Source organism: Candidatus Babeliales bacterium (assembly GCA_019749895.1).
GTDB lineage: Bacteria > Babelota > Babeliae > Babelales > RVW-14 > AaIE-18.
This window is the reverse complement of record JAIEPG010000003.1, coordinates 21706-33869: the sequence shown is the minus strand read 5'-3', so window position 1 is coordinate 33869 and position 12164 is coordinate 21706. Positions and strand designations below refer to the sequence as shown.

The window sequence follows — 12164 nt, the reverse complement described above, 5'->3', positions numbered from 1 at the left end:
TTTGCATACGCAAGCCCAAAAAGATGCAATTCATCATTGCGCCAAAGAAACGTATGAAAAAATAAAAGCCATGTCGTGGCAAGAGATTGTTGAAAACGGCACCGAACTTGGTGCCACCATGATTTTTGATACGTTGGCATTGCATGCTTTGAGCGGATTTGCTAGTAAAGCCGGCCGTGCCGTTGTTGAGCGAATAAGCAATGCGATGGAAAAGGGAGCCCCTCTTGCTCAGCAGTATGCTCTTGAAGTTGCTGGTTTTGGAAAAGTTGTAACTGAGGAAGGAGTTGAAGCCGCAACAAAAGCAGCAGAGATTATTAAAAATAATCCCGAGATACTTACTGAAGGTAGGAATACTGCCCAAGTTATTCAAAAAATAACAAACAATATTACGGAAACTAAAAACCTTAGTAATATCTCTATTGATTCAACGTTTTTTAGCAATCTCAGACCAGTCGGGGATAATATATGGGAATCTCCTGGTAATTTGATTTATGGGCATGATAAAAAATTTGGAAACAATATTAACCATGTTCTAACACATACTGTACCTAATCCAGCAAAAGAACTTCATAGCGTCTTTAGTATTCCCAAGAACAAAATCATCACGCTGCTTGATGAAGCATGGGCATTGAAACAAAGTCCATTAGTCTCTGATCAGGTGGCATAAATAATAGACATGAAGAGAGTTATTGGAACAAATGGAGAAACTGCAATAAGAATCGTAGTGAAAAAACCAGGAACTGCAGAAATAAAAACAGCTTATCCTGTAAACCTATATCCAAAGGAAACGACATGATTAAAGCATGTCCAAAATGCAAGGCCGAAGGAGGCCAAGGAGCGATCTACAAAGCAAAAATTCTTGATTTAGGAATTGAACTAAATATATGCGACGAATGCGAAGCTTTTTGGACTAAAGACCAGATAATCAGCAAAGGCAACTTCAAAATATTAACCCCTTTTCTCGAAGAGAATAAATTAACATATGACAATGCTAAGATAGAAGATTTGGGCTATTTGGAAAATGAAACTGAAGCATAGACTAGTCAGGTATAATAGATTCAAATTAAGAGCTCCGCACAAAACGGAGCCCTTTTTTTACTTCAGATATTTTTTAAGATACTGCCCGGTCAAGCTACCTTTAACCTTGCACTTGAGCACCTTCAAGCATATATGCTAATTTGTATTCAGTGCTTCATGCAGAAAAGCTAAAGCTAATTCTAGTAAATCCCGCTGGTTCTCTAATGATAGCCTACCTTCAAACATTTTCTTGAGAGCCGTAGCCAAACTTGATTCCGGTATATTCATTTCCTGCAACGAATCACCAACCTTAGATAATAATAAGAGAATTAGCCCGTAAAAAAGCGATACCGCTTTTTTCATGAGCTCTAAGTGATCTTTATCCTGTTGTGATGCCTCTTTTCCCAAATACAACTTCAAAAACTCATTTTCCATAGCACCAGCATACTGATAAAAAATAATGACGGTCGCAACATCAACAAAAGGATCATCAAGCGCAGCATTCTCAAAATCTATAAATTTGACCCCTTGATCGGTAAAAAATATATTGTTCGGATTTAAGTCTCTGTGAGTCAAACATTTTGGATAGACATCTAAAGAGGATATTTCATCTAAAAGATGAGCAATTTTCTTTCGATCTATACCCTTGGGCAAGATGCTTACTTGACTGTTAAACGTCTTTATCTGCTGAACTAGAGAAGTGCATTTAAAAAATGCAGAACCTTGATGCATTTTTTTAAGAGCTTCAACAAGCTTGATCATTTCTTGATGTCGATCGTTAGGTTGTGCGCAAGCTTGCAAAAAAGACATGATCAACTTTCCCTGCGAGACATCATAGGCATATAATTCAGGACCGTAACCATTTTCTGAAGCATTTTTTTGCGCACTGATTTCCCGTATTCTGTCTTCTTCAGAACGATGGCTGATATCTCTGAGCACATAATTTTTTGCACCATCTGATAGTTTGTACAATTGAGCCCCTGAAGCTCCGCCTTTAAGAACCGTTTTTTGTAGGTATACGCGGCCAAAAAGCGCTCGATCATCTGAAAATTTTTTATCTAGTCCACAACTAACTAATTTCTTGTCCAACGGCGTTCTTACACAGCCCGCTAACAGAAAAGCACTGATCATCAGCAACTTAATCATCATGCTGTGTTCCATCACTTCAGATATTTTTTAAGATACTGCCCGGTCAAGCTGCTTTTAACCTTGCACACCGCTTCTGGCGTGCCACTCGCAACCACCAAACCGCCTTGATCGCCACCTTCAGGCCCAATATCAATCAAGTAATCAACGCACTTGAGCACGTCCAAGTTATGTTCAATAACCAAGACCGTGTTGCCACGATTAACCAAGTTGTTAAGAACAACCAAGAGCTTTTCAACGTCGCAGCTGTGCAAGCCGGTTGTTGGCTCGTCAAGAATGTACATCGTATTTTTGTCGCGTTTGGCCAACTCATTAACCAACTTAATCCGTTGCGCCTCACCACCAGAAAGGGTAGTAGAAGCCTGGCCAAGCTTAATGTAATCTAGCCCCACTTCGCACAAAAAGTCGAGGCGCTTTTTGATACTGGTAAAATGTTCAAAGAATTCACGCGCTTCCAAAACCGACATATTCAAAACGTCATAAATGTTCTTGCCTTTGTAGTAAATTTCTAACGTTTGTTGGTTGTAGCGCTTGCCTTTGCATGACTTACACACAACAATAACGTCTTCCAAAAAGTGCATAGAAACTTTAATAATGCCCTCACCGCTACATTCAAAACAACGCCCTTCAGCAACGTTAAAGCTGAAACGACCTTGTTTATAACCGCGCGCATTACTTTCAGGCAGGCTGGAAAACAGCTTTCTGATTTCGTCAAAAATGCCCAAGTAGGTTGCAGGGTTAGAGCGCGGCGTGCGGCCGATTGGACTTTGGTCTACCATCACCATATTTTTAATATTATCCAGCCCCTCAATCTCGTCAAAGCCGCGGCCAATGGAATAGCCAAGGCTAAAGTACTGGCGCAACGCTGGTGCCAACGTTTGCATAATCAACGAGCTTTTACCAGAACCAGAAACACCAGAGACGGCAACAAAAACACCAAGCGGTATTTGTACATTTAAATTTTTAAGGTTGTTGGCATTAGCACCCTTGAGCGTAATAAACGCGCGCGGAGCACGGCGCTTGGCCGGTGCCACAATACCACGCTTGCCAGAAAGGTAGGCACCGGTAAGCGAGTGTTCATTATGTTTCATTTCTTCAGGCGTACCAAACGCGGTAACCTCGCCACCCAAAATACCGGCAGCTGGGCCCATGTCAATTAAATAATCGGCCTCGCGAATAGTGTCCATGTCGTGCTCAACCACCACCACCGTGTTGCCTTGATCACGCAAGAGCTTGAGCGTGGCAATTAAACGATCGTTATCGCGTTGGTGCAAACCAATGCTCGGTTCGTCCAAAATGTAGAGCACGCCGCTGAGCGCAGAGCCAATCTGCGTTGCCAAACGAATGCGCTGCCCTTCACCACCAGAAAGAGTTCTGGCGGTACGCGCGAGCGTTAAATACGAAAGACCAACGTTGTCTAAAAAGCTCAAACGGCTGATAATTTCGCGCACGAGCGGCTCTGCAATCTCTTGCATTTCGTCAGTCAACGTAAAACTTTTCATTTCTTTTAATAAAGCGCCAATGGACATCATGCAGTAGTTAGCAATATTTTTGCCCTTAATCCGCACCGCCAATACTTCATCTTTTAAGCGCATGCCTTTACACCAGTCACACGGACGCTCAGAGTAGCCAAAGCTCAAATAGTACGAGCCGCCGCCTTCTTCGCCTTCTTCACTAGTTTGAGAATTACTGTCGTAACCCTGTTCGTAGGTAAAGCCAAGACCGTGACAGTTTTCGCACGCGCCAATGGGCGAGTTGAATGAGAAAAAGCGTGGTTCAAGTTCTGGGAATGAACGTACACACTCAACGCAAATGCGATGAGCCGAATAAACCCGCTCCTTGCCTTTATCATTAATAATGCTGCACAAACCGCCGTTTAACGCAAAAGCTTTTTCAATACCTTCTTGCAAACGCGTCTTGTCTTCTTCGCTCACTTCAATTTTGTCTACCAACACGCTAATGTTGTGTTTTACCTGTTTTTCAAGTTTTAACGCGGCAATTTCTTTAACATCTTTAAAGCGATGCTCGGTGCCATCAATAGAAAAGCGGTAGTAGCCACGTTCAAAAAAGCGAACCAGTTCCTTTTGAAACTCACCCTTTTTTTCAATGGCAATCGGCGAGGCAATGGTAACTATGCTGCTTGTTGGTCCTTCGAGACGCCCGCTGCCGGGCTCCTCAGGACGAACGGGATTTTTTTGTTCATGCCCAGGGCCGTAGGTAGCAATGAGCATGTTGGTAATGCGCTCAGGAGATTCGGCGCTAATAACCGCGTCACACTCAGGACAGTGCGGCGTACCAACACGCGCAAAGAGCACACGGAAATAATCATAAATTTCGGTAATAGTACCAACAGTAGAACGAGGGTTGTAACCAACCGTCTTTTGGTCGATTGCAATTGCCGGACACAAGCCTTCAATCTTTTCAACGTCTGGTCGTTTGCTTACACCCAAAAATTGGCGGGCGTACGATGACAACGACTCAACATAGCGACGTTTACCTTCGGCATAGAGGGTGTCCAGGGCTAATGAACTTTTACCCGACCCTGAAGGCCCGGTAATAACAACCAGCTGTTCCTTTGGTATTTGAACAGAAACTGATTTAAGATTGTGCTCTTTGGCACCAGTAACTTTGATAAAACCTTTATTATTGTTATTGTTCATCAGCAAAACCCCCTACGCTCTATTCTGGTAATTTTTTACGCACTATTTCTCTAACCGCTCGCCCTGAGGAGCTCGGAGAACGTCTCGAAGGGCTTTGCAGGCAGAAAAAGTCAATCAGGAAGAGTATACTACAAAACACTACAATTGTCACGCAGGCCCAAAAGGCCGTTTTTGGCGTCAAAACCAGCAAAAGATGCGGGTTAAATCAGGTTTTTCGCACTTCGAACTTGTATTATCCCAACTCTTTAGAATGTCACCCACTTTGAGTTGTGCCAAAGACTAGTTTAAGCCTTTGATTTATCTAGCATCATACTCGAGGCAATGATAAGATCCTCTTGAATAAGTTCCAATTGTGGCTGAGTTAGACAAATTCCCTTGAAATGATGATCTAAAAAGTGGCTTATATTTGTTCCATCATACTCAGCCCCCTGGCCAGAATATATCACCTTTACATTGCTCAAAGCTCTCCTGATAAGCTCCTTACCTTCTGTATTTTTGCCTTGTAATAGATATGATCTACCCAGTCCCACATAATTCCAGACGTGTCCCTGGTAATAATTGATAGATTTTCGCAGGCATTCTATTTCTTTTTCTTCATCTCCTCTAAAGAAAAAAAACCAAGAAGCGGCATATCTGAGCATCGAATTTACCTCATTACACGAAGTTTGTAGGGAAGTTAGACTCTGCATCAAATTTTCATCTGCATGCTCCATTAGAATATAGTGCTTAAAATAGGCAAGGAGTAATAAACCATTAACATTCTGCTCATCCAAAGCCAATATTTTTTCAATGTATTGAGCACACAGAATCTCATCTCCTTCCGGGGGATCTACTTCTAGAAGGGCTAATTTTAAGAGTATGTCTATGTTGTTAGGCTCGTTTTTTAAATTTTCTTCGAGAATCTTTTTTTGACTATTCACTTATTTTTACCTCATTATCTCAGGTAGAGTTATACAACTTTCCCATATTCTGGCAGAGTGGCCTCTGTAACCATTTATACTTCTTACTATTCCCTTTTCCACATGCACTTTTATTTCTGTATCCATACCATTAATAGATGTTTTTATGCGATTTGTTCCTTCTTTAATAAGTCCCTGAGCATCGGCTGAATTAATTATTTTTTTAAAAGAATTAATTATTTCTATTTTATTTTTTCCCAAATCCATGATTCCATTGGTACGATGATTGCCCGAAAATATATGATTTTCACTATCTTTCATTGCTTTTTCAGGATACGATTTAATAATGCATTTATCAGAATTATATTTAGGATCCCTATTTGGATCTTCCGGCAATTGAGGTTTATCATTTTGATCGGAATCTAGTTGCTGTTGTGGTCCACCACTTGCTTTAACCCATCCACCGATAAGCTCAATATCAAAATGCGCAACATACTCTTGAACTTTATCTTTATTTATAATCTTTTCTACTAACAAGCCAACAAGCCCACCAATAACTACACCACTCGCTATACCAACTGGCCCAAAGAAGCCACCAAGACGTCCGCCGGTGCAAGCACTGCCGAATGGTACGGAAAAACCAAGCGTAACTTCCCAGGGCAGTGCAGTATTGTGCGTAAGCACAAAATACTTACCGACAAAAAAATTGTGGTGCTTGCTCACTTCGAGCGTGTAAACAGTCAGAGGCTGGTTAACAAATTCTATACGTGTTATTGGTATTGAACCAACAGAATCACTTTTTAGAACATCACCAACTTTGAGTTGACAGGCTGGTAGCCATTTATTGGCGTTAGGCAGATAAAACTCTTGAGCCGGTGTACACAAAAGATCGCCATGACCAGAATTTGTAAAATCGCTGCCAAAGCCAATGCGCATGTAGCAATTTGTTTCGCTTTTGCCAGAAGATTTTATATATCCAGAAGTACAACGATTTTTGCGAAAAGTGTAACTTACAACCTTCTTATTTTTTGAAGGCTTTTTTGCAATATCATGAATATTTTTCGAACCATTCCATATTTTTACTGGCGTGTCCCAACTCAATCCGTGGCTATAAAGTTGCGCTGTAAATATGCAGAAAACAGTAGCCAAACAAACCGCAAATGATGTTGTAAACCTCATGATGATGTACTCTCTTTCTCGAAAAACATTTGTATTCAAATTCCGAGAAATTTAACACAAATACTAATCAGGAACAAGGAGTCTTTTTGATTTATGTGTAATTTTCTCAATTTGAAAAACTAAGCAAATCTCGTTCGTTCTACCTGTACGCCAAGCCGTTCACCCTGAGCCTGCTAAAGGGATCGAAAGTAACCCACAAGCTGCACCCTACAAAACACCACAAATGTCACGCCACCCCAAGAGGCCGTTTTTAGCGTCAAAACCAGCCAAAAATGGCGCTTAAACGCAATTTTTTTATGAAATATTGCAGAATCATAAAAATTATATACTATGAAATCTTGCGCTGTTTTTTTTATTAAAAATAAGTGCATAGTGAATAAATGTTTTCTATTAGAAATTCTAGTTTATGGAGATTACGAGAATGAAACGATCGCTTGTTTATTCGTCGTTGGTAACTACCAGTATCGCCCTCGGGATTTTTCTGGTACACGGCAAAAAGATTGCCTCAAGCAACCACCAACACCAGCAAACGGTCTTCGACAACTTTCTCCGCTCCCAACCAAACACGAACATTGCGGTTACGCATCCCCACGAGTGGCCGGCAAGCATGTACAAAGATGCGCTGCTTTACAATCTCCGCCACCATGATTCTCATGTGTTGGACAAAAATTATCTCGTTCCACTTTTCTTGATGGCAAACAGGGACCATGCTAAAGCCCGCCAGCTCTTGCAACATGGCACCACTGATGCTGATCTTGCTGAGTTGGTTGCTACCAATCCTGAAGCCAGCGATTTCTTTACCGCACTTAAAACCAACAACCGCGGCAAAAGATTCTTTTATGATCTTGCAGACTACATTCAAGCGATTGACGTAACACCATCAACCGTGCATCAGTACAAGCGCAAGGGCTACCTTTCATATTATGCAGAAAAAAAAGAAGATTATTCGATCAAAAGCCAAGAAACATGGCAAGACAAGCAACGCAATGTTTACAAAATTTTGCAAGAAACAAGACCGCAAACGGTGCTTGATCTCGGCTCAAATGCCGGCTGGTTTTCAGAACTTGCAGAGCACCTTGGCGCAAAAGTAATTGCAACCGATATTGATGAATCCTGCCTTGATTATTTGTACAATAAATCAAAAGACCACCGCTTAAACATTACGCAGGCAATGCTTCCTTTTGAACAGTGCAACAATCCGGAAGTACGCGAGCGCTTTGCATCAGACACGGTGTTGTGCTTGGCACTTGTTCACCATTTGGTTTTTGTTGCAGGAATGAGGCTTGAAGAGATATTTGAAATACTCGCCAAGTTAACAAAGAAAACCTTGATCTTGGAGTATGTTGATTTGGAAGATAAATCTCTAAAATGGGGCTTGGAAAATCCTGAATTCTTTAAAGACGCAAACATGTACAAAAGAGCAAGGCAAATGCTAAGTACCTACGCACAAGAAAGCTATAATATAAAAAACATCCTGCAAATCGCCAAAAAATACTTTTCTCATAATATAATTCTAGATTCGAATACTCCAGAAAGAAAACTGGTTATCCTACATCGATAGAAAATTAGTCGACTACTTGTCCAGAAAAAAACAAGTAGTCGACTTTTTTAAAATTAATATCGCTACTTCGGATATCTCTTTTATATAAGGTTATTTTCCATTTTTTTATCTCCTGATCTGGAGTAATAACAGCAAAAGCATCATGAAAAAAATTCCAACCAATACGATAAACTTCGGTTGGAGATGACAAAACTGTCCAAGCACTCACTCCATCAACTGAGTCAAGCAATCTTAGCCCGTCTGTAGTTTCATAATCCTGCCGTTTTTTTATGTCCTGAATACTGGCTTTTAAAACTAATTTTTTCTGACCTTCGGCTCGCTCTGAATTCATTGCACTATCAGATAAAATCATAGAGCCTATTCGCTGAGTAGATGGCCTTATTAAAAATTCATAACAACTAAATTTGGCAAGCTCAGAAATTATTTTTTCATCTTTTATAAAAGGAGAAACTTTAAAATAATCCAATGAATTCTCCCTCTCTGGTGGGATAGTACAATAAAGAGTCATTGGTAGGGTGTCAAAAAAATCACATACTTCTCGCTCGAGCGGAATAGGGAAAGAAGAAAACATCTTAAGTCTTAACTCTAATTCCCTTCTTAGTGTATGAAGCTTCCAGTAATCAAAAAATTCATTGGTACCCCGTAGATAAATAATATTTTCAGGATTTTCCTTTAACAGCCTTAAAACAACCGACAAAGTTTCTAAAGTGTAAGGAGATCTATTAATAACATTACCCAGAAAAACTAAATAATAATCAGGATTTATAATTTTCAAATTATCATTCAATATTCCTATTTTTTTCAATTCTTCCAAATCCCTGACTAGTGAATGAAATGCGCCTTGTATAACTCCAAATACTACTAATTTTGAGTTTAAACCAAGATTTATCTTTTGAACGTAATCGCCAACCCAATGCCTTTGCTTCCTTTCATTCGTCACATGCAAGAGTATCGTTTTAAAAAAGCTTGCCGAAAATACTGGTTTTTGTTTAAGTTTACAACTACATAGAATCCAATTAATTCTATTTCCCAATGTGCTCAAAAACGATGCTCCAAATTTTCCCTGATAGTATGACTCATAGTTCGGAAAAAAAATATTCCGCCCATCCATCGCTACAAATTCATCAATAGTCTTGGCATACTCTTGTAGCTCACTGAGTGTTTTAAAGCCTTCGGTATAATACGGCTGTGGCAGAAGAGCAACCAAAGCAATCAGACCCGCAAGCACAGCACCAATAAGCCAAAAGATCCATTTTTTGCTTTTAGCTGGCAGCTCTACTGCTTTTTTAGTTTCTTTATTCTCTTCCATTAAAACCTCCTACCAGAGGATGTAGGTTACTACAACAACAAACAATGCAATTGCCACAAAAAAGCCGTAGGTATTAATGCGCTCGGTAATGCGAGGCGGATAGAGCACCGCATCTGCCTCGGGCCGATCGGCCGGCTCAAATTTATCTTTGTCTATAGAAATCATGTACTGACGAATGAGGAGCAACTGGAATATAAAAATGAAAAATGAGAGCACCAAAAAGAAAATAAAGAATTTATCTGTAACGGTAAAATAACCAACTTTGGGACTCATGTTTTCAATAACAAAGCGATACCCAAGCAAGGCGGTAATGGCCGTTGCCGACAACGTAATTTTTGAAATGTAGCTGTTAAAGCTCATCAAAAAGGTTAAGAGCGCTAACAGCACAGACGCAAAAAGTGGTACAAAAATAACCAGCATTTTTTTAACACCAACTTTTTTAAAGTCGATAATAAAAACTGCTTTAGGAATGCCAATTTTTTTGTCTTCGTGATACTGATCGTAATGTAACGCCGTGTAACCAGAAAAGGCACGCAAAGACTCAACTTCCCAATCGGCAGTAAAGACTTCTTCGTCAATCACAAACGAAAGTGAGTCAACGTCATCATCAAAGTACATTTCGTTTGGCGAGACAAACTCATTAATCAATTCAATAGAAAGGCGATGGTCTTCAAGCGGAAAACGCTGAAACTCTAAATTGGAATGCAAAGAAACTATAACATTATATTTTACATTAATTTTGTTACCGTCCATGGTAACTTTTGGGTCTGAGCGTGACAAAATTTCACTGCGCTCAAAAGAAAACTTTTCTATGGTTTCAAGCGTAATCTCGTTCTTGTTAAACTCAAACCAAACAACGGCTTCCATAATAAAATTGTTGGCAACAAAATCGAACTTTGAAAAACTTTTGACATACAAACCAACACGCACTTGAGCAGCAATATCACGGAACTGCTTTCTCATATCAATACTAATCATTTCTGCATCAGGCACTGGGTCTTCAGACCTAAAATGCCGCAACGTAAACCCAACCAACACCATAACATACGCCATACTCAACAAAAGCAGCAAAAATTTAAGCTTCACATTGTGCAGCTGCGCGGCCCGCAGGTTATTCATCATTTTCACTTTCTTTGTCAGAAATCAACGGCTTACCAACCCCCTCATTAATCCACACACGCGGCGAAAGCGAACGGTCCACCGGATTAAAGCGCACCTCAAAACCTTTGTACACTTCATTAAATTTCTCAAAGCCAGCAATAATTTTGGGAATAGTAGGCACGCCCTCAACTCGACTGATGCATTCTGTCAGCAACTCAAGGCCAAGGTAAGCCTCAAAATAAAACGGTGTGTCGGCCCGGAACGACAAAAAGCTCTTCATTGCTTCACGATACTCACGCGCAATTTGCGTGTCAGAATTTTGCGGATCTGGCACCACGGAGCTGACAATCAAATCAATCCCACGGGCAGTCTTGAGCAATTTTTGAATAGTGTTCAATTCAGAAAGCCCCACAAACAAAGCATTGTGCAAGCCAGCATCCAGCGCTTTGCCAATAAAATTATACGCAGGCCGCGCATGCGCCAGACAAAAAATAACGTTGGGCGAAGCACTGACCAGCTCTTTGAGCGCCGGCTTAACCCGCACCGACCCCTGCGGGTACGAGGCAGTCTTAACCGCTTGAATCCCACGCCGCTGCAAACTTGCCGTCAACGTTTGCAGCGCACGCTTGCCCCACTCACTTGCTTCATACAAAATAGCAATCTCACTGCGGAAGCGTTTTTTGACCACATAATTTACCAGCGTCTCAATCTCTTTTTCATACGACGGCCGAAAGTAAATAACGTTTTCATATTTTTTTTGCCGCAACGAAACATTGCCTTCAAAAGGAAACAAAAAGAGCGCCTTCTTTTTACGCATCCACCCTTCAAGCGACAAAAACATTTCTGTGCCCATCAACCCTGCAACCAATGGCGACTGCTGCGTAATCATATTCTTTGCGTTCTTGGTCCCCTCCCGCCCCAGTAGCTCATTGTTGCCACGATGCCGCACCAAAAAGCTCCCGCGCCCACGGCTCTCTTCTGGCAAAAATTCCATACCTTTTAAAAAATTGAGCGAGCTTGCCAGCATCTGCTTGCCAACCAACGCATTGTCACCGTGCAGGGCAAACGATGAACAGAGCGGTATAATTGTTTTGCCATCGTCCCGCTGGACCGGCAATGCTGGATAGGCACTTTGCTGCTCGGCCGTTGCTACGCACTGCCATTGAGCGGCCAGGCTTAGCGCAAAAGAAAAAAACAGAACTATATTTTTAATCTTCATGACGGGCTTTTCCCCTTTTTTCAAGAATTTAAAACTAGATTGAGGATGCGAAGGTTGGGGGTTTAAAGTCAAG

Annotated in this window: 10 protein-coding genes; 3 read left to right on the top strand and 7 right to left on the bottom strand. The window is 41.0% G+C overall.

From position 1 onward, the window contains the following. Position 1: 1 nt before the first annotated feature. Together K2W90_02915 and K2W90_02910 are read left to right on the top strand one after the other, a co-directional pair. Positions 2 to 667, top strand: a complete 666-nt coding sequence (locus K2W90_02915; GenBank protein ID MBY0353294.1) for a hypothetical protein — start codon at positions 2 to 4, stop codon at positions 665 to 667. 125 nt (positions 668 to 792) lie between these two features. Further along, positions 793 to 1038, top strand: coding sequence for a hypothetical protein (locus K2W90_02910; protein MBY0353293.1), 246 nt, complete (start codon positions 793 to 795; stop codon positions 1036 to 1038). A 135-nt stretch (positions 1039 to 1173) separates the two neighbouring features. Here the strand turns inward: K2W90_02910 and K2W90_02905 are convergent, their stop codons facing one another. The 4 genes from K2W90_02905 to K2W90_02890 all read right to left on the bottom strand — a co-directional run bounded on the left by K2W90_02905 (position 1174) and on the right by K2W90_02890 (position 6901). After that, positions 1174 to 2166, bottom strand: a complete 993-nt coding sequence (locus K2W90_02905; GenBank protein MBY0353292.1) for a phosphotransferase — start codon at positions 2164 to 2166, stop codon at positions 1174 to 1176. 11 nt (positions 2167 to 2177) lie between these two features. Next, on the bottom strand, positions 2178 to 4823 hold the full coding sequence (gene uvrA / locus K2W90_02900) for an excinuclease ABC subunit UvrA (protein ID MBY0353291.1): 2646 nt from the start codon (positions 4821 to 4823) through the stop codon (positions 2178 to 2180). A gap of 284 nt (positions 4824 to 5107) precedes the next feature. Next, a complete protein-coding gene (locus tag K2W90_02895) occupies positions 5108 to 5743 on the bottom strand; it encodes a hypothetical protein (protein ID MBY0353290.1) in 636 nt (211 codons plus the stop codon). A gap of 6 nt (positions 5744 to 5749) precedes the next feature. Further along, positions 5750 to 6901 (bottom strand): hypothetical protein, encoded by a 1152-nt coding sequence (locus K2W90_02890; protein ID MBY0353289.1) that lies wholly within the window; start codon positions 6899 to 6901, stop codon positions 5750 to 5752. Positions 6902 to 7322: 421 nt separating this feature from the next. On the opposite strand from K2W90_02890, the gene K2W90_02885 reads away from it, so the two are divergent. Beyond that, positions 7323 to 8462 carry a class I SAM-dependent methyltransferase gene (locus tag K2W90_02885; GenBank protein ID MBY0353288.1) on the top strand — a complete coding sequence of 380 codons (1140 nt, stop codon included), beginning with the start codon at positions 7323 to 7325 and terminating at the stop codon, positions 8460 to 8462. A gap of 4 nt (positions 8463 to 8466) precedes the next feature. On the opposite strand, the gene K2W90_02880 is transcribed toward K2W90_02885, so the two are convergent. The 3 genes from K2W90_02880 to K2W90_02870 are packed head-to-tail and all read right to left on the bottom strand — an operon-like array spanning position 8467 to position 12091. Then, a complete protein-coding gene (locus K2W90_02880; GenBank protein ID MBY0353287.1) occupies positions 8467 to 9771 on the bottom strand; it encodes a hypothetical protein in 1305 nt (434 codons plus the stop codon). 9 nt (positions 9772 to 9780) lie between these two features. Continuing rightward, a complete protein-coding gene (locus K2W90_02875; protein MBY0353286.1) occupies positions 9781 to 10893 on the bottom strand; it encodes a hypothetical protein in 1113 nt (370 codons plus the stop codon). Beyond that, positions 10883 to 12091: an ABC transporter substrate-binding protein gene (locus K2W90_02870; protein MBY0353285.1), complete on the bottom strand. Its 1209-nt coding sequence runs from the start codon at positions 12089 to 12091 to the stop codon at positions 10883 to 10885. Before K2W90_02870 ends, K2W90_02875 begins: the two co-directional genes overlap by 11 nt. Positions 12092 to 12164: the final 73 nt, after the last annotated feature.